Source organism: Burkholderia sp. AU33803, assembly GCF_002223095.1.
Lineage (GTDB): Bacteria > Pseudomonadota > Gammaproteobacteria > Burkholderiales > Burkholderiaceae > Burkholderia.
This window is the reverse complement of record NZ_NKFJ01000006.1, coordinates 2,653,385-2,675,827: the sequence shown is the minus strand read 5'-3', so window position 1 is coordinate 2,675,827 and position 22,443 is coordinate 2,653,385. Positions and strand designations below refer to the sequence as shown.

General features: G+C 66.7%; 19 protein-coding genes. 11 read left to right on the top strand and 8 right to left on the bottom strand.

Features of this window, described 5'->3' with window-relative positions:
* Window positions 1-57: 57 nt before the first annotated feature.
* The 3 genes from CFB41_RS29325 to CFB41_RS29315 all read left to right on the top strand — a co-directional run bounded on the left by CFB41_RS29325 (window position 58) and on the right by CFB41_RS29315 (window position 3,910).
* The gene (locus CFB41_RS29325) at window positions 58-489 is read left to right on the top strand and encodes a GFA family protein (RefSeq protein ID WP_089458869.1); all 432 of its coding nucleotides are present in this window, start codon (window positions 58-60) and stop codon (window positions 487-489) included.
* Window positions 490-944: 455 nt separating this feature from the next.
* Entirely contained in the window at window positions 945-2,867 is a 1,923-nt protein-coding gene (locus CFB41_RS29320; protein WP_089458868.1) for an SMP-30/gluconolactonase/LRE family protein, read from the top strand.
* Window positions 2,868-3,034: 167 nt separating this feature from the next.
* Window positions 3,035-3,910 carry a LysR family transcriptional regulator gene (locus CFB41_RS29315; RefSeq protein ID WP_089458867.1) on the top strand — a complete coding sequence of 292 codons (876 nt, stop codon included), beginning with the start codon at window positions 3,035-3,037 and terminating at the stop codon, window positions 3,908-3,910.
* 32 nt (window positions 3,911-3,942) lie between these two features.
* Here the strand turns inward: CFB41_RS29315 and CFB41_RS29310 are convergent, their stop codons facing one another.
* Entirely contained in the window at window positions 3,943-5,145 is a 1,203-nt protein-coding gene (locus CFB41_RS29310) for a multidrug effflux MFS transporter (protein WP_089458866.1), read from the bottom strand.
* A 183-nt stretch (window positions 5,146-5,328) separates the two neighbouring features.
* On the opposite strand from CFB41_RS29310, the gene CFB41_RS37815 reads away from it, so the two are divergent.
* Complete coding sequence (locus CFB41_RS37815; RefSeq protein WP_143329482.1) at window positions 5,329-5,526, top strand: hypothetical protein; 198 nt, start codon at window positions 5,329-5,331, stop codon at window positions 5,524-5,526.
* Between the two features lie 110 nt (window positions 5,527-5,636).
* Here CFB41_RS37815 and CFB41_RS29305 read toward each other — a convergent pair whose 3' ends face one another.
* Window positions 5,637-7,820: a TonB-dependent siderophore receptor gene (locus tag CFB41_RS29305; RefSeq protein WP_089458865.1), complete on the bottom strand. Its 2,184-nt coding sequence runs from the start codon at window positions 7,818-7,820 to the stop codon at window positions 5,637-5,639.
* Between the two features lie 398 nt (window positions 7,821-8,218).
* On the opposite strand from CFB41_RS29305, the gene CFB41_RS29300 reads away from it, so the two are divergent.
* Entirely contained in the window at window positions 8,219-8,665 is a 447-nt protein-coding gene (locus CFB41_RS29300; protein ID WP_089458864.1) for a hypothetical protein, read from the top strand.
* Between the two features lie 26 nt (window positions 8,666-8,691).
* On the opposite strand, the gene CFB41_RS29295 is transcribed toward CFB41_RS29300, so the two are convergent.
* The 5 genes from CFB41_RS29295 to CFB41_RS29275 all read right to left on the bottom strand — a co-directional run bounded on the left by CFB41_RS29295 (window position 8,692) and on the right by CFB41_RS29275 (window position 14,541).
* Window positions 8,692-9,786 (bottom strand): porin, encoded by a 1,095-nt coding sequence (locus CFB41_RS29295; protein ID WP_089458863.1) that lies wholly within the window; start codon window positions 9,784-9,786, stop codon window positions 8,692-8,694.
* 102 nt (window positions 9,787-9,888) lie between these two features.
* A complete protein-coding gene (locus tag CFB41_RS29290; RefSeq protein WP_089458862.1) occupies window positions 9,889-11,232 on the bottom strand; it encodes an MFS transporter in 1,344 nt (447 codons plus the stop codon).
* A 156-nt stretch (window positions 11,233-11,388) separates the two neighbouring features.
* Entirely contained in the window at window positions 11,389-12,450 is a 1,062-nt protein-coding gene (locus tag CFB41_RS29285; RefSeq protein ID WP_089458861.1) for a Rieske 2Fe-2S domain-containing protein, read from the bottom strand.
* A gap of 49 nt (window positions 12,451-12,499) precedes the next feature.
* The gene (locus CFB41_RS29280; protein ID WP_089458860.1) at window positions 12,500-13,465 is read right to left on the bottom strand and encodes a PDR/VanB family oxidoreductase; all 966 of its coding nucleotides are present in this window, start codon (window positions 13,463-13,465) and stop codon (window positions 12,500-12,502) included.
* Window positions 13,462-14,541, bottom strand: coding sequence for an aromatic ring-hydroxylating dioxygenase subunit alpha (locus tag CFB41_RS29275; RefSeq protein WP_089459034.1), 1,080 nt, complete (start codon window positions 14,539-14,541; stop codon window positions 13,462-13,464). Before CFB41_RS29275 ends, CFB41_RS29280 begins: the two co-directional genes overlap by 4 nt.
* A gap of 199 nt (window positions 14,542-14,740) precedes the next feature.
* On the opposite strand from CFB41_RS29275, the gene CFB41_RS29270 reads away from it, so the two are divergent.
* Entirely contained in the window at window positions 14,741-15,229 is a 489-nt protein-coding gene (locus CFB41_RS29270) for a MarR family winged helix-turn-helix transcriptional regulator (protein WP_089426730.1), read from the top strand.
* Between the two features lie 56 nt (window positions 15,230-15,285).
* Here the strand turns inward: CFB41_RS29270 and CFB41_RS29265 are convergent, their stop codons facing one another.
* Window positions 15,286-16,032, bottom strand: a complete 747-nt coding sequence (locus tag CFB41_RS29265) for a TetR/AcrR family transcriptional regulator (RefSeq protein ID WP_089458859.1) — start codon at window positions 16,030-16,032, stop codon at window positions 15,286-15,288.
* A 170-nt stretch (window positions 16,033-16,202) separates the two neighbouring features.
* Between CFB41_RS29265 and CFB41_RS29260 the strand changes: the two genes are divergently transcribed.
* From CFB41_RS29260 to CFB41_RS29240, 5 genes are all read left to right on the top strand, one after another.
* A complete protein-coding gene (locus CFB41_RS29260) occupies window positions 16,203-17,384 on the top strand; it encodes an isovaleryl-CoA dehydrogenase (protein WP_089458858.1) in 1,182 nt (393 codons plus the stop codon).
* 31 nt (window positions 17,385-17,415) lie between these two features.
* On the top strand, window positions 17,416-19,023 hold the full coding sequence (locus tag CFB41_RS29255) for a carboxyl transferase domain-containing protein (protein ID WP_039339637.1): 1,608 nt from the start codon (window positions 17,416-17,418) through the stop codon (window positions 19,021-19,023).
* A 19-nt stretch (window positions 19,024-19,042) separates the two neighbouring features.
* Window positions 19,043-19,828 carry an enoyl-CoA hydratase/isomerase family protein gene (locus CFB41_RS29250; protein WP_089441656.1) on the top strand — a complete coding sequence of 262 codons (786 nt, stop codon included), beginning with the start codon at window positions 19,043-19,045 and terminating at the stop codon, window positions 19,826-19,828.
* Between the two features lie 45 nt (window positions 19,829-19,873).
* Window positions 19,874-21,871: an acetyl/propionyl/methylcrotonyl-CoA carboxylase subunit alpha gene (locus CFB41_RS29245; RefSeq protein ID WP_089458857.1), complete on the top strand. Its 1,998-nt coding sequence runs from the start codon at window positions 19,874-19,876 to the stop codon at window positions 21,869-21,871.
* Window positions 21,872-22,198: 327 nt separating this feature from the next.
* Window positions 22,199-22,402, top strand: coding sequence for a hypothetical protein (locus tag CFB41_RS29240; RefSeq protein WP_039339629.1), 204 nt, complete (start codon window positions 22,199-22,201; stop codon window positions 22,400-22,402).
* The last annotated feature ends 41 nt before the right edge of the window (window positions 22,403-22,443 follow it).

Below are 22,443 nucleotides of genomic sequence, written 5' to 3'. Positions count from 1 at the left end.
CCGGCAACGTTGCATGCAGGCTTCTATACTGTCGCCTCCTTTCCTGGAGGAGACGACATGACCCGAACGCATTCCGCGAGTTGCCTGTGCGGAACCGTCACCGTGACGCTGCGCGGCGAGCCGGCGGCGCGCGCGAACTGCCATTGCGCGACCTGTCGCGATTTCTACGGCACGCCGGTGCTGTCGGCGACCGCGTGGCCGCCCGAGCAGGTTGACGTCGAAGGCGAAAGCGCGACGTTCCCGCATCCCGCGAAGTCGATGTCGCGCACGTACTGCGCGTCGTGTGGCGAGATCGTGTTCGGCACCAACCGGCTCGGCATGCGCGTCGTGCCGAACAGCCTGGCCGCGCGTGCGCACGGCGGGCAACTGCCCGGCGACCTGCAGCCGACGATGCACTTGTTCTACCGGCACCGCGTGATCGACGTCGTCGATATGCTGCCGAAATTCCTCGACGGGTGGGACGGTCCGACGCTCGACGAAGCGAACTGAACGATCGCGACCGCGTGCCGGCATGGCCGGCGCGCGGTGTTCCCTGTCTTTTCCCTGTTCTCCCTTTCTTCTCACCGCATGCCGCCGTGCCGAATCGCGACAACGCGATCGCACCGGATATTATTTTTTCTCTTTCATTTCAATTTCGATTTGTAATCATTTGGCCCATTTCCGGGGAATGAAAAAGACCATGCGGGCGTTTCAGGAAAAATGACGCATTCGCATTGAGTGAGCCGGAAGAAAATGCCGGGGAAAAAGGCGCCGAAACCATGCGCCCGGCAAGCTGCTGCGGCGCGGTGAGCGGGTTTGACCATCGTTGACGGAAAAGCGCCGGACGGCAAAAAGAACGGAGTGAATAATTCGGTATGGCGGCGAATGTGCTTTAGCCGGAATCACCAATATTTCACGTGCCGCGATTTACAGTGTCGACCATTGAACGTTCGGGAGCATTATTCATGTCAATGAAACAAATTCGGGCGGCGTTGCTGGGAATGTGCATGGCAATGCTGGCGCCGGCGAGCCACGCGCAGGTGCAATACTCGACCGACTGGCTCGCGAACACGTACGGCACGCTGGCCCAGCACGTCGGCAACGCCGCGCGCTCGATGTGGGTTGCGCCCGAGGGCGTGATCTACACGTCGTCGCGCTGGGACGAGAACGCGGGCGGCGTCGCGCTCTACCAGAACGGCCAGACAATGGGCACGATCGGTATCCACGACGAATTCCAGGGCGGCGCGATTACCGGCAACGCGACGTCGATCTTCGTCGCGCTCGGCTACAACCGCACCTTTGGCAGTGGCTCCGTCGGCCGCTACGATCGCAGTACGAACAAACGCGACCTGCGTATCCCGGTCAGCACGTGGACGGGCCTCCAGAACCCGGACGTGATCACCGGCCTCGCGACGGCCGGCAACCTGCTGTACGCGAGCGACTTCTACGGCAACCGCGTGCGCGTCTATACGACCGACGGCGTCTGGCAGCGCGACATCGGCGTGACCGGGCCCGGCGCGCTGGCGCTCGATGCGGCGGGCAACCTGTGGGTCGCGCGCATGAGCGCGGGCGTGGTCGTGCAGTACAGCGCGACCGGCACGCTACTGAACACGATCCAGATGGCGGCCGGCGCGCGGCCGTCGGCGCTGTATTTCGACGCGTCGACGGGGCAATTGCTGGTGGGCGACCAGGGCCCGGACATGAACATCAAGCTCTACAGCCTCGCCGGATTGCCGCAGCAGATCGGCACGTTCGGCGTGCAGGGCGGCTATCTCGACACGACCTCGGGCATCAAGGGGCAGGTCGGCGACAAGCGCTTCACGCGCGTGGTCGGCATCGGCAAGGATTCGGGCGGCAACCTGTACGTGCTGAACAACGCGTGGGGCGGCGGCTGGGATCTCGGGCGCAACGGCAGCACCGATCTTCATGCGTACAGCCCGACGGGCGCGCTGCAATGGAAGTTGCAGGCGCTGAACTTCGAGGCGATCGCCGCGCCCGACCCGGCGACCGACGGCGCGTTCTTCTACAGCGGCAACAACGTGTATACGGGCTCGGCGGGCGGCACGTTCGTCGCGAACACGGTCGACCCGTTCACCTATCCGAAGGACCCGCGCCTCGACATGAACGACTACCAGCGCGGCCAGCATTTCGGCCAGCTCGTGATGGTGGGCGGCAACCGGATTCTCGTCGCGTCGGGCCAGAACCCCGGCAACTTCAATTTCTATTACTTCACGCCGGCGACCGGCTACATCGCGAACCCGGCCGGCTCGCTGCCGGGCAAGCCGTTCAACACGACGCTGCAGGTCACGACCGGTTTCGACATCGACGGCAACGGCGACGTGTGGGCCGGGCTGAACGGCTCCAACGCGATTACCCGCTACCCGATGACGGGCTTCGATGCGACCGGCAAGCCGTCGTGGGGCAAGCCGGTGACGACGCCGGTGCCGAGCACCGTGGCGCCGACGACGCGGATCATCTACCAGGCGGACAGCGACACGATGATCCTCGCGCAGGGTCTCGCGAACAACTGGGACTGGACCGCGATGAACGGGCACATCGAGGTGTATCACGGCTGGAAGAACGGCAATACGACCGCACCGAACCCGGTGATCAACCTGACGAGCGCGAACCCGAAATCGATCGCGGCGGCCGGCCACTACCTGTTCGTCGGCTACGTGCACACGGTGCCGAATGTCGACGTGTTCGATCTCAACACCGGCGCGCTCGTGACGACGCTGACCAACTCGAACACGTCGGCGATGGACGTCGGCAACGACGTCGATTCGATGTACGGGATCCGCGCGTACCTGCGCTCGACCGGCGAATACGTGATCACGAAGGACAACTACAACGGCACGAGCATGATCGTGTATCGCTGGCATCCGTGAATGTGCAGGCCGTGCGGTCGCGTACGGCACGGCCTGGATTTTGCGCTTGTCGAACGATTTCAACCTATTGATATGGAAACCTGATTATTGAAATCGGGTGAGTAAGGCGACTTGTATAATTGCGGCCAACCAACACAACCCTGCCTTACCGAGAGAGAGCGTCATTCATGAACTGGGACGATGCCCGCGTTTTTCTGGCCGTTCATCGCACCGGGACGCTGCGCGAAGCCGCGGCCGTGCTGGATGTCGATCAGGCCACCGTGGGGCGACGGCTGACGGCACTGGAAAAGGTGCTGGGCGCCAAGCTGTTTCTCAAGACGTCGTCCGGTTATGTCGTGACGCAGGTCGGCGGGCATTCGCTGCAGGCCGCGGAAGCAATGGAACAGGCGGCGAGCGACTTCGAGCGTCGCGTCCACGGCTCGGACGATCGGCTCGAAGGCGAGGTCCGGGTGACGACGACCGACTCCCTCGCGATGGATTTCGTCGTGCCCGCGATACGGTCGTTGCGACAGAAATGCCCTGCGATACACGTGATCCTGACGACGTCGGTGCAGGTGCTCAACCTGACCCGGCGCGATGCCGATCTCGCGATTCGAACCGTGATGCCGGAAAACCCCGATCTCGTCCGCCGGAAGCTGGCCGAGTGGGAGGTCGGGCTGTTCGCGAGCCGCGAGTATCTGGATGCACATGGCGCGCCCACGATCGGATCGGCTTTCGACGGGCATGACCTGGTCGTCTATCAACCTTCCATCACGTCCAACCAGGGCGACACGCTGTGCGGCGAGTCGATGGAACGCGGGCGCATCGTTGCGCAAGTGAGTTCGAGCCTGATGCTGGCCACGTCGATCCGGTCGGGCATCGGCATCGGTGAACTGCCGGTGTATATGGCGCAGGAGGATGATTCGCTCGTGCGAATCTGGCCCGACAGGACGCGAGCCGCGCCGTATCAGGTCTGGCTCGTGTCGAATACGGACCTGAACCGGACGGCGCGCGTTCGGGCCGTTACCGCCGAGATTGCTGCTTCATTCGACCGCTATCGATAGCGGTCGTGCTCTCGGCGGCGCGGTGCCGGTGCTTAACGCGGCAGGTTTTTTCGCATCGAGAGCGTGCGTCGCATGGCATACCAGCGAGGCACGATCGCGACCGCCGCGACGATCGCAAAGAACGGGATGGCCGTCGCGAGCACATGGCTGCCGGTACCGAGCAGGCCGCTGGACACGGTGGCCGCGAGCGACGCACTGCCGATCTGGAAGAAGCCGACGAGCCCGGACGCCGTGGCCGCACGTCCGTGTTCGCTCGCGATGGCGCCCGACACGGCGAGCGACAGCGACGATCCGTTCGACAGGCTGACGACGAACATCGGCAACACGATCGCGATGATGCCCTTGATGTGCGACGACTCGCAAAGCGCGAACGCGATGCCGCCGGCCACGAAGCAGCCGACGCCGGCTACGACGATCGCATCGTAGGAGATCCGGTCGAGCATGCGGCGCGAGAGTATGTTGGCGGCAATGATGCCGGCGGTCAGCGGCAGATAGAGCCAGCCGCTTTGCTGTTCAGACAGGCCCAGGCCGGAGAAGATGAATGGCGACTGCGTCAGGTAGACGAACCACGCGCAATAGATCGCACAGACGACGAGCGTGTACCGGATGAAGGCCCGATCCCCGAGCACGTCGGCGAAGCCGGCCAGCGGCATGGCGCGATGTTGCCCCGGCGTGACGGCCGGCCGCGTTTCTCTCAGGAGAAGCTGGACGAGCGCGAGCGCCACTGCGCCAAACACGGCGACGAACATGAAGTCGCTGCGCCACCCGAACCATGCCGCCAGATATCCGCCGATCGCGGGCGCGATTGCCGGAGACAGCGACACGAGCGGATACACGATGCTGTATACCTTCGCGGATGCGTTCTTGTCGCAGGTGTCGGCAATGATTGCGCGACCGATGACGAGACCGGACGCCGCGCCGATCGCTTCGAGCACGCGCCAGCCGAGAAAGCTCGCGAAGCCGCCGGCGCTTGCGCAGCCGATCGAGCCCACTATGTACAGGAGGATGCCGGCCGTCAGCATCGGTTTGCGTCCCCATCGATCGGAGAGCGGGCCGTAGAACAGTTGCGCACAGGCGAGCGCGATCAGGTAGACCGATACCGTCTGCGGCATCTGCCATGCGCCGATCGAGAACGCGTGGGCCATCGACGGCATCGCGGGCAGGTAGACGTCGGACGCGATCAGGCCAAAGGCGCTCAACAGGGAGACGACGAGGATGAGTGAGAAGTGGGACATGGTCGCTGGGTGGTTGGGGCGGGACGCGCGAGCGGATCGAAGTGACGACGCGCGTTGAGCGGCCCTGGGAAAAGGCCGGAGGCGATATTACGGCGTGCGATGCGGTTCTGGAGCCGGCGGAATTGCATTGCTCGGATGCATTTCTGCGGGCGGCGAAGCGGGGGCCGGGGACGCGTGTGGAGGATGGCGTCGGGTGTTGCGCAGGATGCGGGTCAAGAAGAATCTGGCGCGGGTGTTGGCGAAGAGCAACGAGGCGCTTCGCCGTCGTTCCTGTTGCGCCGGATGATAGAGCGGTGTTTCGTCGCCGCGTTGTTGTTCGACGCGATGCGCACGGGCTTGCAGCAATCGATCGGTCGTGAAGTGGCCGGGGTGCTGCGCTGAGAGGGAGAGGGGGAATGGCTGAGCGAGCGTGGAACGCTGCCGCCGATGCGGGTTTGCGGGTGAGCCGCCGCTTGCCGGCCAGCCCATGCCCGCATCGGGGCATCAGCCCATCAAAACGACACCGTCGTCGTCAGCGTGACGAGCCGCGGCTCGCCGACCGCGATGATCAGGTTGTTGTTGCTCGACGGGTAGTAGGTCTTGTCGAGCAGGTTCTTCACGTTGAGCTGGAAGCGCGTCGGGAACTTGCCGATCGTCGTTTCGTACGCCGCGAACGCGTCGACGGTCACATAGCCGGGCAGTGTGAAGCTGTTCGCGGTGTCGCCGGAGCGGGTGCCGACCAGACGTGCGCCGCCGCCGAAGCGCCAGCGGCCGGGCAGGTTCGCGATCGCCGTATCGTATACCGCGAAGAGGCTGCCCGTATGGCGCGCAACGTTGGTTAGCGGCGTGTTGCTGTCGCGATCGGTCGCATTCGTGTACGCGTAGCTGCCGATCACGCTCAGGTGGCGCGTGATCTGCCCCGCGACGTCGAGCTCGATCCCGCGCGAGCGCGCAGTGCCGATCGTCGACGTCAGATCGCCGACCGTGACCGCGACGTTGCGCTTGTCGATCTGGTAGACCGCGAGCGTGCCGGTGATCGCCGGCTTCAGGCTGAACTTCAGCCCGGCCTCGAGCACGCGGCCGTATTCCGGTGCGAGCGGCGCCGCGACGTTCGTGGCGACGTTCGGCTTGAACGAGCGGCTCACGTTCGCGTAGGCGGTCAACGCCGGCGTGAGCGCATAGGCGAGCCCGAACTGCGGCAGCCACACGGTGCCGCGCGAGCGGTCGGCGAACACGAACGGCCGCCCCATCCCCGATTCCTGCTGCCAGTTTTCCCAGCGCAGCCCGCCCACCGCGGTGAGCCGGTCGGTGAGCTTCACCGAGTCCTGCACGATCGTCGAATACGCATGCACCACCGAGCGCGAATCGCTTTGCTTCGGGTTGGGTATGCCGCCCGGCGCGAGCAGGTCGTACACGGGATCGTAAAGATTGAAGCCCTTCGTCGCCTTGCCGCGGATCGTGTCGCCGCGGAAGCTGCGCTGCCGCTCGTATTCGCCGCCGATGTAGATCGCGTGGTGCATCCCGGCGAGCGTCACGTTGCCGAGCAGCCCGAGCGTCGCGATCTGGTCGGAGTCGTTGCGCCCGAGATTCGCATCGGACGAGCGCATCAGTGCGCCGGTGGTGCTGTTGAATGCGGTGGCGCGGGTAATGTGCTGATCGTAGCGATCGCGGCCCCAGCCGTAGGTTGCACGCACGCGCCACGCATCGGAGAAGCGGTGCTCGACGCGCGCACGCAGCGTTTCCTGGATGCCGGTGCTCTGCGACCACGCTTCCTCGTAGCGGCGATAGCGGAGCGCATCGTCGAGCTGGCCGTTCACGAGCACGGTGCCGCGATCGAACGGCGTCGTATAGTCGACGTACTGGTAGCTGACGTCGATCGACGTGTTCGCGTCGTGCCACGACAGCGCGGGCGCGATCAGCGCGTCGCGCTGGCGGCCGAAGCTGCGCCAGTAGCGGCTCGTGTCGTACTGGCCGGTCAGCCGGAACGCGAGCGTGCCGCCCGCGACCTGGCCCGGCTTGCCGAGCGGGCCCGTGAGATCGAACGTCGCGCTGCTGCCGCCGTGGCTCGTGCGCGAGGCCGAGATCGAGCCGCCGAAGGCGTCTTCCGGCTTGCGCGTGACGAGGTTGATCACGCCGCCGGGATCCTGCATCCCGTAGAGCAGCGACGCCGGGCCCTTCAGCACTTCGACGCGGTCGATCGTCGCCAGATAGCTGTGCAGCACCGGCGTGCGCACGCCGTCGACGAGCACGGAGCCGTCGTTGTTCGACCCGAAGCCGCGTTTGATGAACGCATCGCGCGTGCCGCCGAGCGTGTTCGTTTGCGTGACGCCGCTGATGTTGCCGAGCACGTCGTCGAGCGTGCGCGCCTGCTGGTCCTGCATCACGCTGCTGCTGACCACCGCGACCGATTGAGGAATCTCCTTGATCGAACGGGTGTCGCCGCCCGCGATGCTCGTGGTGCGCGGCTGATAGCCGACCGTCGGATCGGCGGTTGCCGACGCGCTGACGCTGATCGCCGGGAGTTCGTGCGCGGCCGGCGGCGCGGGTGTGGGAGCGGCAGCGACGCGTTCGTCGTCAGCGCGTTCGGCGGCGGACGCATGCGTGCCGCTCGCGACGCACAGGGTGATCAGGGCAGGCAGGCTCGTGCGCCACGGACGCAGGGTCCGGGCGCGGCGGGGTGTTCGGCGGGATGGCATGAATCGATACAGGACGGAGTGCTAAGGATCGGGGCGCGGGCCGCGGCGTTTGCCATGACCAGGACGCGAATAATATATGTAATGAGAATCATTTGCAATTGTAATGAGGGGGTCTGCGCCACGGAGACCTTGGTTGCCGGGCCGTTGGCCGTCTGCTACCGTAGCGACCAAAATCAGACGCAGTGAAATTCAATGAGAGAGCCGGGGGCCGCACCATGTCACCTTCCTGTCACGTCGCGTTCAGCGCGACGCTGCGCACCGCACACGACCATGCGGGTGGAGAAGTGATCGCAGCCGTGTTCCGCCATTCGAACGATTAAACCAACGGAAGCGAATTCGTCCGGCGCAAGTGCCGGGCTTCAATCACTTCAACCACCACGCTAGACGAGAGACCACCCATGAAAAAGATTTCCGCGCCGTTCGCGGCGGCCGCGCTTGCGGCATGCACGATGCTGGCGGGCGTTTGCCAGAGCGCCTGCGCCGCGTCGGACTCCGAGCCCGCGATCGACGCGCATTACGGCGCCGTGATCGAGGCTTATACGCAGGACATGGCCGCCGCGAAGACGAAGTACGACGGCAAGCGCCTCCTGTTCGTCGGCGCCGTGATCCGGATGGGCGGCGACCCGGGCGGCACCTATTTCGGCGCGCTGACGGCCGACGGCGAACAGTTCGACACGCATTTCGATGTGGCTGACCAGGATGCGCTGAAGCCCAAATTCCCCGGCGGCGAGATCAAGCCGTTCGTCACGTCGGCGGCGTTCCGCTTCAGCTGCGTGAACGAAGGCTATATCGATGCACCGGTGCTGCCGGGGTTGAAGCTCTCGCACTGCCGCCTCGCCAACTGACCCCGGGCCGGCGCGGGGGCCGGCGTTCAGAACTTCTGCTGGATGCCGGCCATCACGCCGAGCTGGTTCATCCCGGTCCCGACCGTTCCGCCGGCGGCGACCGCGTTCGCCGCCAGCGTGCTGTTGAACATGTAGCCCACCGACGTGTAGACGGTCGTCCGCTTCGACAGGAAATAGTTTGCGCGGCCGACAAGCAGCGTGGCGTTCGTGCCGCCTTCGCTGTTTTCGCGGCGCTGCAGGTAGCGTACGCCTTGCAGGTCGAGCGCGAGGTAGGGCGTCGCGTAGTACGTGCCGCCCGCGAACACGATATCGGCTTGCAGGTGTTCGGCCGCCGCGAGATTGCGGCGGATCCACCCGGCGCCCAGTTTCGCCGGGCCGATCTTCACGTAGCCGGCGACGATGTCCCGCGTGTCGGTGTACGCGGGATTGTTCAGCGGCGCGAGCGCGCCGCCGCCGCCGCGCATCACGTCGTGCGATGCGGCGAGCCCGAAGTTGCTCGCGTCATACGCGAGCATCGCCGTGTACTGGCGGCAGGCGACGATGTCGCCGGGCACCTGCCCGGCACAGCCCGTCGCCGACGGACCCGCCGGCCCGGCCGCGTCGCGGCCGAAGCTGTAGGTGGCGCCGAGCGTCACGCCGTGGAACGTGCCCTTGTAGCCGATCGCATTGTCGCTGCGCGCGTTCGGCAGATAGGAATCGAAATCCGCCATCGAGTGAATCGACGGGCCGATCACGTCGGCATTGGTCAGCACGATCATCGACATGTTCATCTGGCGCCCGAGGGTCAGCGCGCCGAACGGACTATTCACGCCGACGTTTGCCTGTCGTCCGAACAGGCGCCCGCCGTAGTTCAGTGCGCCGGTGCCGGGCTGGAAACCGTTTTCGAGCACGAAGAAGGCCTGGTAGCCGCCGCCGAGATCCTCCGTGCCTCTCAGCCCCCACCGTGACGGCACCTCGCCGGTCAGCGTCGGCATGCCCGTGAACGATCCGCCGTGCGCGGCGTTGTTGTAGTAGGACACGCCGGTATCGATGATCCCGTACAGCGTGACGCTGCTTTGCGCGCAGGCCGGTCCGGCCAGTGCCATTGCCGCCGCGAGCGCGACGCCCAGTTTCTTTTTCATGGCTGTCTCCAAACAGTATGTAGTTATGCTTATCGATTTTTATGGTGACCCGGACGAATCCGGGGTGCCGACAGGTATCGGCGAGACGGCTGGCGTCGCGTGTTACGACATCGCCGGGTCGCGTTGCGGGCGCGGTGCCGCGGTATGCGCGCCCACTACGGCGACGGCGATTGCCGCGCCGGCCATCGGCACGAGGAACGCGAGATAGAGATGGGACACGGACCAGCCGTCGTCCAGCAACGCACCGACCGTCATCGGCGACAGGATCGCGCCGAGGCGGCCGATGCCGACCGCGAGGCCGATGCCGGTCGTGCGGATTTCGGCGGGGTACGGCGTCGGCGACAGCGCATACATGCCGGCCACGCACGCATTGATCACCGCGCCGAGGAACACCGCGACGGCCATCCCGATGCCGAGCGAGCCGGTGTTCGCGCCGAACACGACCATCAGCGCGCCGCCGAGCAGCAGGGTCGCGCCCAGCAGGTTGCGCAGGCCGACGCGCGTCGACAGCAGGCTGAAGAGCGAGGCGCCCGCAATGCCGCCAAGGTTGAGCAGGACGCCGCCGGTGACGCCCTGCGATGGCGACAGCCCGGCCTGGACCAGCAGCTTCGGCGTCCAGCTCACGACGAAGTAGAAGCTGCCCATCACGAGGAAGAACGCGATCCACAACGCGATCGTGCGGCGCGCGAGCGGTGCGCGCAGCACGGCCGTCCAGCTCGACGTGGGGCTTGCGGTGTCGATCGACGAGGCCGCGGGCGGCAGCGCGTCGATCGGTGCGCGCTTCATCCTTGAGAGGATGCGATTGATTTTCTGCAGCGCGTGGTCCGGACGCCTCGCCAGCAGGAAATCGAGCGATTCCGGCAGCAGCGCGAGCACCATCGGGATCGACAGCAAGGTCAGGATGCCGCCGAACGCGAACACGCTGCGCCATCCCCACGTCGACAGCAGATAGCCGGCGATGACGCCGCCAGCGGTGGCGCCGATCGCGTAGCCGGCCGACTGCATGCCGATCGCGGCGCTGCGCCATCGGCTCGATGCGTACTCGCCGCTGATCACGGTCAGGCTCGCCAGCATGCCGCCGATGCCGAGCCCCGTGTACGCACGCGCAACGGCGAGTTGCAGCGTGCTGTGGGTGGCCGCGCAGGCGAGCATCCCGGTCGAGATCACGGCGAGGCAGAGCAGGATGATGCGGCGGCGGCCGACGCGGTCGGCCAGCGGCGCGATCAGCACCGAGCCGATGCCCATGCCGGCCAGCCCGGCACTCAGCAGCAGGCCGATTTCCTTGCCGCTCAGTTTCCATTCGGCCGCCAGGTGTGGCGCGGCAAACGCGACGGCCAGCACATCGAAGCCATCGAGCATGTTCAGCACGACGCAGGCCGTGACGGCCATCGTCTGGAACGCGCTCATCGGGGATTCGTCGATCGTATTGCGGATATTTGCGCTCACGTCAAAGACCCTTCATCAAATAGTATGACTAATCAAATGGGATGGCATCGAAGCCGGCGGTAGCGAATGGGACAAAAGCGAATGCGTGGGCTGACGGGCATCCTCGGCGACCACCCGCTGCGGCCGGCAGGCACCGCCAGTGCGCCGGCAAGATGCTTAAGCGGGCTCGGGTTGCAGCAGCAGCCGCTCGATCACGCGCCGCGCACGATTGGGGCCCGCGTCGACGTGAATGTCGAGCTGGCGACCGTTCGGAAAGCGCAGCTGATTCCGGTATTGCGCTTCGATCACGGCCTTGTCCTCGTCGAACGTCGCCGCGGATTGCTCGATGACCGTTTGCGCGATGCGCTCGACGTCGTGCTGCGGATTGGTCGCGACGGTCCAGAAGTAGTGCGTTGTCGTTTCCGTTTCGGGCGTGATGCCGTGGAAGCCGCGCATGTGAAGGCCGCCGCGCGCCGGATCGTGCAGGTCGCCGGTGCCGGCGTCGATCGCGCCGGTCCAGATGCGGATGTGCGACACGTGGAACTCGATTTCCTGCCAGCGATCGACGCGGGCCGCGAACGGCCATGCGGCGGTGTAGGTCGGCGGCGGGACGGAATCCGGCATTCGTCGCACCAGCGTCACCGTGTCGCCGTCGCTGCTGACGCGCGTTTCCGCGCCCATGTGCAGCGGCGCGTTGCCGCCGATCGTTTTCAGGTGGACATAGCCGAGGTGGCTCAGGTCCATCAGGTTGTCGTGAATCAGTTGATACGGCGCGTCGTAATGGTACTGGCCGCCGCCGAACCGGTATTGCGGATCCGTATGGAACGCGTAGCGGGGCGGCGCGCAGGTCGGTCGAGCGTGCGCGTCGGCGCCGATCCAGATCCACACGATCGCGTCCTGCTCCTGCACCGGATACGACGACACGCACGCCTTGGCCGGAATCCGGTCCTGCCCGGGAATCTCCACGCATGCACCGCCGCGGTCGAACAGCAAGCCGTGATAGCCGCAGCGCAGCCCGCGTGCTTCGAGCGAGCCGCACGACAGCGGCAGCGACTTGTGACAGCAGCGATCCTCCAGCGCACCGACTTCCCCGGACGGCAACCGGAACAGGACGACCGGATGGCCGAGCAGCGTGCGGGCGACGGGTTTGTCCGTCAGTTCGGACGACAGCGAGGCGACCCACCATCGGTCGACCGGGAATTTAGCAGTATTGATTGATGGCCGGGCAGATTGCGCCATTGATCGTCTCCATTGTGGGGGTGGGCCGCCTCGGGTCGGGCGTGTCCGTCTACAGGTCGAGTACCAGCAGGTCGGTTCGTGCGCGCGAGCAGCAGGGCATGAACTGGTCGCCGGCGGCTTTTTCCTCGTCGGTCAGATACGCATCGCGGTGATCGGGCTCGCCTTGCAGCACGCGTGTCACGCATGTGCCGCACACGCCTTGCTCGCACGACGTCAGCACGTCGACGCCGTTGGCCGCCAGTGCGGCGATGACCGTGCATTCGGCCGGCACGTCGATGACCTGGCCGCTGCTCGCGATCCGTACCTGGAACGCGCGATCCGCGGCGGACGCCGCCACCGCGCCACCGAAGAACTCATAGTGCAGTCGCGCTTCCGCCCAGCCGCGCTCGCGCGCTCCGCTCAACACCGCATCCATGAAGCCGCGCGGCCCGCATACGTACAGGTGCGTGCCTTCGGGCGCCGCGGCGAGCACGGCGGCCAGGTCGAAGCGTTGCTCGGGCGTGCCGTCGTCGACGTGGAAGCGGGCACGATCACGGAACCCGGCCGCGTTGATCCGCTCGACGAAGGCCATGCGGTCGGTCGAGCGTGCGCAGTAATGCATGTCGAATGCGCCGCCGGACGAGAACAACCGCTCCGCCATGCTGAGGATCGGCGTGACGCCGATCCCGCCTGCGAGCAGCAGGTGGTGCGGCGCGTCGGGGGCGAGCGCAAACTGATTGCGCGGCACGCCGATCCGCACGGTATCGCCTTGCCGGACGGCGTCGTGAATGGCGCGCGACCCGCCGCGGCCGTCGACATCGCGCAGCACGGCGATCTGATAGCGATCGCCTTGCTCCGGGTGGTTGCACAGCGAATACTGGCGCACGAGGCCGCCCGGCAGATGCACGTCGATATGGGCGCCGGCGTCGAAGCGCGGCAGCGGCGAGCCGTCATCGCTGACGAATTCGAAGCCGCAGATGTCGCGTGCTTCCTGCCACTTGCGGGCCACGCGGACCGTCAGCGTCGCGGTGCTCATGACGCCTCCTTGATCTGCGCGACCGGAATCACGGGCCGCGACGGGCTCGACGCGAGCTCGTCGGCGAGCAGCCGCTCGATCACCTTGCGCGACAGCACGCCGCCGGCGTCGATGTTGAGCTTGAGCAGCTTGCGATCGGGCCACTTCTCCAGGTTGAGCTGCTGGCGCTCGAGCATCTCGAGATCCTCGGCGAAGATCTTGCCCTGGCCTTCGCGGATCTCGGCGGTCAGTGCGTGATCGTCGGGCCGGAAGTTGCGCGCCATCCCCCAGAAGTACCAGATCGAGGTGTCCGTCTCGGGCGTGATGAAATCGACGACGATCGACGACGCCTTCAGGTCGGCCGGCGCGTCGTAGCCGCCGTGGCCCGCATGCGCGACACCGACTTCGATCATCACGTGGCTCGGCGGCGCGAAGCGGCAGATCTGCCAGCGGTCGACCGGCACGTCGTCGGCCAGCCCGTTGCCGCGCAGCGCCATCTGCCAGAACGGCGGCGGCATCACGTTCTCCATGAAGCGGCTCGTGACGATTTCGTCACCGTGGCTGGTGGTCTTCGGCGGTGCTTCGTCGATTTCCTTCTGACCGATACTCGACGCATGCACGTAGGTTTCGTGCGTGAGGTCCATCAGGTTGTCGATCATCAGCCGGTAGTCGCAGCGGATGTGATACAGGCCGCCGCCGTGGGCCCAGGCCGGGTCTTCCGCCCACGCCAGCACGGGCAATTTGGCGGGATCGGCTGCCGACGCATCGCCCGGCCAGACCCAGATGAATCCGTATCGCTCCACCACCGGGAAGCTGCGAATCGGCGGGAAGCCGCCGACGCGCTGGCCCGGCATGCCGGCCGCCTTGCCGTTGCAGCCCATTTCCAGCCCGTGATAGCCGCACACGAGCACGCCGTCGCGCACGAATCCCAGCGACAGCGGCGCGCCGCGGTGCGGGCAGAAGTCCTCGAGCGCCGCGACCTGGCCGTCCGCCGCGCGGTAAAACACCATCGACTCGTTGCAGATCTGGCGGCCCAGCGGCTTGCCGTCGATTTCATCGGGCGTGCACGCCACGTACCAAGCATTCTTGAGAAACACGTTCGTCGTCTCCTTCAGGTCGATGCCGCCGGTACGCGGCATCTCTTCATTCCGTGTACTGAATGAGATTCAGTGTATTCATCGAGATTGGCGGGAGCAAGGCGGGCGGTATACTGGTTTTCCCGGGAAATGGCGCGAGGCAGCGCCATGCCGTCGGCGCGTGCAACCGGCATGCGCCGTTTATGTCATCGACTCATTCATGGAAAAAACGAATCCCGCCGACCTGCCGGTTTTCCCGCTCGATCTGTACGACGAACCCGGGCACCTGATCCGGCGCGCGCACCAGATCGCGGTTGCAATGTTCTACGAGAAGCTGGGCCGGGACGTGACGCCGGTGCAGTACGCGGTCCTGCGGATGCTGTACGAGTGCCCGGGGCTCGATCAGGTGACGCTCGCGCAGCGGGTCGCGCTCGACACGTCGACCACCGCCGATCTCGCGGTCCGGCTCGAAGCGAAAGGATTGATCGTGCGCGAAGTGCTGCCGCGGCGTCAGCGCCGCTTGCTGCTGACGCCGGCGGGCGTCGAACTGCTCACGCATCTGATTCCGTCGGTGAAGGAATTGCGTGCCGGCCTGTTCGACGGGATGGGGGAGGACGATTCGCAGGAACTGGTGCGCCTGTTGCGCAAGTTCGTCCATTTGAACAACGAGCAGAGCCGCGCGCCGCTGCGCGTCGGCGACGAGTCGTAAACACCCTCGACCCCCGGCAGCGGCGGGGAAGCGGCGGGCGCGCTGCCCGCCGCGCGTCACCCGCGCGGGCTGTCGCCTTCCAGCCGCCGCACGGCTTCCGCCACTTCGTTCCTGAAGCGCACGAGCGCCGCCTGTTCCGGCGCCGGCGGCTGCACGGCCGCCCACAGCATGTCGACGAGCTGCGTGGCCGTCGTTTCCGTATCGAGCTTGCGGTGCCCGAGGATCGCATCCCACAGCACGTGCTCGATCGGCCCGAACACCATCGAGCGCAGCAGGCTCAGCGGCAGGTCGGTGCGCACCTGCCCGGCCGCCTGGCCGCGCGCGAGCACATCCATCAGCGGCGCGGTGTAGCGGCGCTGCAGCGCGGTGAGCTCGTCGCTCAGCGCATGCTGCTTCGCGCGGCCTTCCGACAGCACCAGCGCGCACAGGCCCGTGCCGTTCACCAGCATCAGCCGCAGGTGGGTGCGCACGATGAACGCGAACTGCTGCTGCACGGACGCGTCCTGCGGCATCCCTGCCTCGAATGCGGCGATGTTTTCGTCGTACCAATCCGCGATGACGCGCGCGCACAGCTCGCGCTTGCCGCGGAAATAGCTGAACACCGTCGCCTCCGACACGCCCACGCGCTGCGCGATCTCGGCGGCCGTCGCATGCTCGTAACCTTTTTCGGCGAACACTTCCCGGCCGGCGCGCAGGATGTCCTGCACGCGTTGCTGGGATTTGCGCCCGGCGGGCGCGCGCGAGGGATCGGCGCGGTCGGCTTTGACGGTGGCGGTCATGGGGTCGGCGGTAGCGGCTGTCATCTCGGCATGATATCTGAGTATCACTCAAAAAACTATTGACGCCGAACCCGGCGAGGCGCGAAACTGTGCCAAATTAATGCTGTATCGGTCAATGAATATGGGTATTCATTCGATTTGAGCGAAACTCAGAAATCGGTGAGTGCCACACACTTTCTGGAGACGGAGGAGACATGATCAACCTGCCCGGTGTGCAATTCATGCTCGGTGAAGACATCGAGATGCTGCGCGACGCCGTCGCGACGTTCGCGGCGAAGGAAATCACCCCGCGCGCGGCGGAGGTCGACCGCACCGACCAGTTTCCGATGGATCTGTGGAAGAAGTTTGGCGATCTCGGCGTGCTCGGCATGACGGTGGCCGAGGAATACGGCGGCGCGAACATGGGCTACACCGCGCACATGGTCGCGATGGAAGAGATCTCGCGCGCATCGGCGTCGATCGGCCTGTCGTACGGCGCGCACTCGAACCTGTGCGTGAACCAGATCCACCGCAACGGCACGGAAGCGCAAAAGCAGAAATACCTGCCGAAGCTCGTGTCGGGCGAACACATCGGCGCGCTCGCGATGAGCGAGCCGAACGCGGGCTCCGACGTCGTCAGCATGAAGCTGCGCGCCGACAAGCGCGGCGACCGCTACGTGCTGAACGGCACGAAGATGTGGATCACCAACGGCCCCGATTGCGACACGCTGGTGGTCTACGCGAAGACCGACCTCGAAGCCGGCCCGCGCGGCATCACCGCATTCATCGTCGAGAAGGGGATGAAGGGCTTCTCGGTCGCGCAGAAGCTCGACAAGCTCGGCATGCGCGGCTCGCACACCGGCGAGCTGGTGTTCCAGGACGTCGAAGTGCCGGAGGAGAACATCCTCGGCCAGCTCAACGGCGGCGTGAAGGTGCTGATGAGCGGCCTCGACTACGAGCGCGCGGTGCTGTCGGGCGGCCCGACGGGCATCATGGCCGCGTGCCTCGACGCGGTGGTGCCGTATATCCACGACCGCAAGCAGTTCGGCCAGGCGATCGGCGAATTCCAGCTGATCCAGGGCAAGGTCGCCGACATGTACACCACGTTCCAGGCCTGCCGCGCGTACCTGTACGCGGTCGGCCGCCACCTCGACTCGGCCGGCAGCGACCACATCCGCCAGGTGCGCAAGGACTGCGCGGGCGTGATCCTCTACACGGCCGAGAAGGCGACGTGGATGGCCGGCGAGGCGATCCAGATCCTCGGCGGCAACGGCTACATCAACGAATACCCGGTCGGGCGCCTGTGGCGCGACGCGAAGCTGTACGAGATCGGCGCCGGCACGAGCGAGATCCGCCGGATGCTGATCGGCCGCGAGCTGTTCGCGGAAACGCTGTAACGCCCCACGTCACGCGAACGGAGCCCCGTCGATGCCGATCATCGAATCGAAACTGAACCCGCGCTCGGAAGACTTCCGCGCGAATGCCGCCGCGCTCGAGGCGGTCGTCGCCGACCTGCGCGCGAAGATCGAACAGCTCGCGCAGGGTGGCGGCCAGGCCGCGCGCGACAAGCACCTGTCGCGCGGCAAGCTGCTGCCGCGCGACCGCATCGCGCAACTGCTCGATCCGGGCGCGCCGTTCCTCGAGTTCTCGCAGCTCGCGGCGAACGGCATGTACAACGACGACGCGCCGGGCGCGGGCGTCATCACCGGGATCGGCCGCATCGCGGGCCGCGAATGCGTGATCGTGTGCAACGACGCGACGGTCAAGGGCGGCACGTATTACCCGGTCACCGTGAAGAAGCACGTGCGCGCGCAGGAAATCGCCGCCGAAAACCGGCTGCCGTGCGTGTATCTCGTCGATTCCGGCGGCGCGAACCTGCCGAACCAGGACGACGTGTTTCCCGATCGCGACCACTTCGGCCGCATCTTCTTCAACCAGGCGACGATGTCGGCGGCGGGGATCGCGCAGATCGCCGTCGTGATGGGCTCGTGCACGGCGGGCGGCGCGTACGTGCCGGCGATGAGCGACGAGTCGATCATCGTGAAGGAGCAGGGCACGATTTTCCTCGGCGGGCCGCCGCTCGTGAAGGCCGCGACCGGCGAGGAAGTGAGCGCCGAGGATCTCGGCGGCGGCGACGTGCATACGCGCCTGTCGGGCGTGGCCGACCATCTCGCGCAGAACGACGCGCATGCGCTGTCGATCGCGCGCAACATCGTCAGCCACCTCGCACCGAAGATCGCGCCGCCGGTCGCGCTGCGCGAGCCGAAGCCGCCGCGCTACGACGCGAAGAGCCTGTACGGCGTGATTCCGGTCGATACGCGCAAGCCGTTCGACGTGCGCGAGGTGATCGCGCGCATCGTCGACGATTCGGAATTCGACGAATTCAAGGCGCGCTACGGCACGACGCTCGTCACGGGCTTCGCGCACATCTGGGGCCACCCGGTCGGGATCGTCGCGAACAACGGCATCCTGTTCTCCGAATCGGCCGTAAAGGGCGCGCACTTCATCGAGCTGTGCTGCCAGCGCAAGATTCCGCTCGTGTTCCTGCAGAACATCACGGGCTTCATGGTCGGGCGCAAGTACGAGAACGAAGGCATCGCACGGCACGGCGCGAAGATGGTGACGGCCGTGTCGAACGCGAAGGTGCCGAAGTTCACGGTGATCATCGGCGGCTCGTTCGGCGCCGGCAACTACGGGATGTGCGGCCGCGCATTCGGCCCGCGCTTCCTGTGGATGTGGCCGAACGCGCGCATCTCGGTGATGGGCGGCGAGCAGGCCGCGTCGGTGCTCGCGACGGTGCGCCGCGACGGCATCGAGGCGAAGGGCGGTTCGTGGTCGGCCGAGGAAGAGGATGCGTTCAAGCAGCCGATCCGCGACCAGTATGAACGCCAGGGCCATCCGTATTACGCGAGCGCGCGGCTGTGGGACGACGGCGTGATCGACCCCGCGCAGACGCGCGACGTGCTGGGCCTCGGCCTCGCCGCGTCTATGAACGCGCCGATCGAAGACACGCGCTTCGGCGTGTTCCGCATGTAACGGCCGGGAGGGCTGAACGATGCGATACGAAACGATCAAGGTAAGCGAAGCCGGCCGCGTGGCGACCGTCACGCTCGCACGTCCCGACGTGCGCAATGCGTTCAACGAGACGACGATCGCCGAGCTGACCACTGCGTTCGAATGGCTCGACGCGCACGAAGGCGTCCGCGCGATCGTGCTTGCCGCGGAAGGCGCGGCGTTCTGCGCGGGCGCGGACCTGAACTGGATGAAGAAGATGGCCGGTTACTCGGACGACGAGAACCGTGCCGATGCGCGCAAGCTCGCGCGGATGCTCGAGGCGATCCATCGCTGCGGCAAGCCGGTGATCGCACGCGTGCATGGCGATGCGTATGCGGGCGGCGTGGGCCTGGTGGCGGCGGCCGACATCGCGATCGCCGCCGACGGCGTGAAATTCTGCCTGTCGGAAGCGCGGCTCGGGCTGATCCCCGCGACGATCGCGCCGTACGTGGTACGCGCGATGGGCGAGCGCGCGGCGCGCCGCTACTTCACGACGGCCGAGGTGTTCGACAGCGCGCGCGCGGCGTCGCTCGGTTTCATTCACGACGCGGTGCCGGCCGACGCGCTCGACGACACCGTCGCGAAGCTGGCCGCGACGTTGGTCGCGAACGGCCCCGACGCGGTGAAGGCGTGCAAGCGGCTCGTCGCCGACGTGGCCGGCCGGCCGCTCGACGCGACGCTGATCGAGCAGACCGCCGACTGGATCGCGCGCACCCGCGCCGGCGCGGAAGCGCGCGAAGGGATTGCGTCCTTCCTCGAAAAGCGCACGCCGTCGTGGCGTGAATGATCGCGCAGCGCGCGTGACCCCCTCTTTCCGGACGACACCGAAGCCATGTTCGACAAGATTCTGATCGCCAACCGCGGCGAAATCGCGTGCCGCGTCGCCGCGACGTGCAAACGTCTCGGGATCGCGAGCGTCGCCGTCTATTCCGACGCGGACGCGAACGCGAAACACGTGGCCGCGTGCGACGAGGCCGTGCACATCGGCGGCTCGGCCGCGGCAGACAGCTACCTGCGCATCGAGCGCATCATCGATGCCGCGCGCGCCACCGGCGCGCAGGCGATCCACCCCGGCTACGGCTTTCTGTCGGAGAACGAAGATTTCGCGCATGCGTGCGAAGCGGCCGGCATCGTCTTCATCGGGCCGCCGGTCGACGCGATCGCGGCGATGGGGTCGAAGGCGGCCGCCAAGGCGCTGATGCACGCGGCGGCCGTGCCGCTCGTGCCCGGCTATCACGGCGACGACCAGGACGCGGCCAACCTGCATCGCGAAGCCGACGCGATCGGCTATCCGGTGCTGCTGAAGGCCAGCGCGGGCGGCGGCGGCAAGGGGATGCGCGTGGTCGAGCGCTCCGACGATTTCCCGGCGGCGCTCGCATCGTGCCAGCGCGAAGCCGCGAGCAGCTTCGGCAACGATCGCGTGCTGATCGAGAAGTACCTGACGCGCCCGCGCCACGTCGAGGTGCAGGTGTTCGGCGACACGCACGGCAACACCGTGTACCTGTTCGACCGCGACTGCTCGGTGCAGCGCCGTCACCAGAAGGTGCTCGAGGAAGCGCCGGCGCCCGGTTTGCACGACGACGTGCGCCAGGCGATGGGCGAGGCGGCCGTCGCGGCTGCGCGCGCGGTGAATTACGTCGGCGCGGGCACCGTCGAATTCATCATGACGGGCGAAGCGTTCTACTTCATGGAAATGAACACGCGCCTGCAGGTCGAGCACCCGGTCACCGAGATGGTCACGGGGCTCGATCTCGTCGAATGGCAACTGCGCGTCGCCTCCGGCGAGCCGCTGCCGCTGAAGCAGGACGAACTGCGCGTGCAGGGCCACGCGCTCGAGGCGCGCCTCTATGCGGAGAACCCGGCGCGCGGCTTCCTGCCGTCGACGGGCACGCTGAAGCACCTGCGGCTGCCGGCCGGCGTCGAGTTCGCCATCGGTGCATCGGTGCGCGTCGACAGCGGCGTGCGCGAAGGCGATGCGATCACGCCGTTCTACGATCCGATGATCGCGAAGCTGATCGTTCATGGCGCGGACCGTGCGGAAGCGCTGGGCCTGATGCTGCGCGCACTGCGTGCCTGTGAAGTGGTCGGCCTGCATACGAACGCCGCGTTCCTGCAGCGAATCGTTGCGTGCGCACCGTTCGCGACCGCCGATCTCGACACGGGCCTGATCGAGCGCAACCACGACGCGCTGTTCGCGCCGCAGGAGCCGCCGCGCGCGATGCTGGCGCTCGCGTGTGCTGCGCTGCTCGCCCGCGAACGCGGCGCGGGTGCACAGGGTTCATCGCCGTGGGGCGCGCTGCCGGACTGGCGGCTGAACGGCGGCTATCGCCGCACGCTCGAATGGAACGCGGCCGAGCGCGACGCGGACATGACGGTGACGTACGAGGACGACGGCGCGGGTACGCGCGTCGCGATTGGCGGCGCCGCCGCGCAACCGTTCGCGTGGACGCGTGGCGCCACGCCGCTCGATTTCGACGTGACGCTCGGCGGCGTGCGCAGCAGCGGCCGCGTGTATGCGGACGGCGACCACTTCCACGTGTTCACGCAGGGCGCGGCCGAGACGTTCGAATGGCGCAACCTGCTCGCGCATGCGGGTGACGCGGAGCAGGGCGGTGGCCGCCTGACCGCGCCGATGCCGGGCAAGGTGATCGCGGTGCTGGTCGAGCCCGGCCAGAAGGTCGAAGCCGGTACGCCGCTGATCGTGATGGAAGCGATGAAGATGGAGCACACGATCGGCGCGCCGAGCGCGGGCGTGGTCGCGGAAGTGCTGTACGGCGTCGGCGACCAGGTGTCGGATGGCGCGCAGTTGCTGATGATGGCGGAAGGCTGAGCAGCGCTTTCGTCGTACACGGGCCGGCGGCTGCCGGCCCGCTCAAAGCGCGTCGCGATTCACCGCGCGCCGGTGGTTGCGACAGCGCCGCTTCGATCGCCTCGACAAGCGGCAGTAGTACGAAGCTTTCGATTGAATTACGAATTCGCCGGCGCTGATGCCATGTCGTGCCGCACATTCCGCACCAGGGGTGTTTTCACCCGCCGCACACCGATTCTGCCGCCGCACGACACCATCGTGTAACACGTCGAAATTAGCATCTCGCCGTCGATATGACCGGAGCGCATCCGCGCCTGGGTCACGTCATCACATCCACGGAGAGACGTTATGCGAAACTCGGCCCTACGGCCCTTCGCGGTCGCTGGCCTGATCGCGCTGACCGCACTCCTCGGCGCCTGCAACGACGACGTGACCGCACCCGCCGCACCCGTCGCGCAGCAGAAGGCCGCCTGCGGCGGCGGCGTGGTCGCCACCGCGCAGATGCACTGCCCGCCCGGTTTCACCGCACCTGCTTCCTCGCCCGCTTCCTGATCCCGGCCGTTTCCACCAGAAATCCAATCAAGAGCAACCAG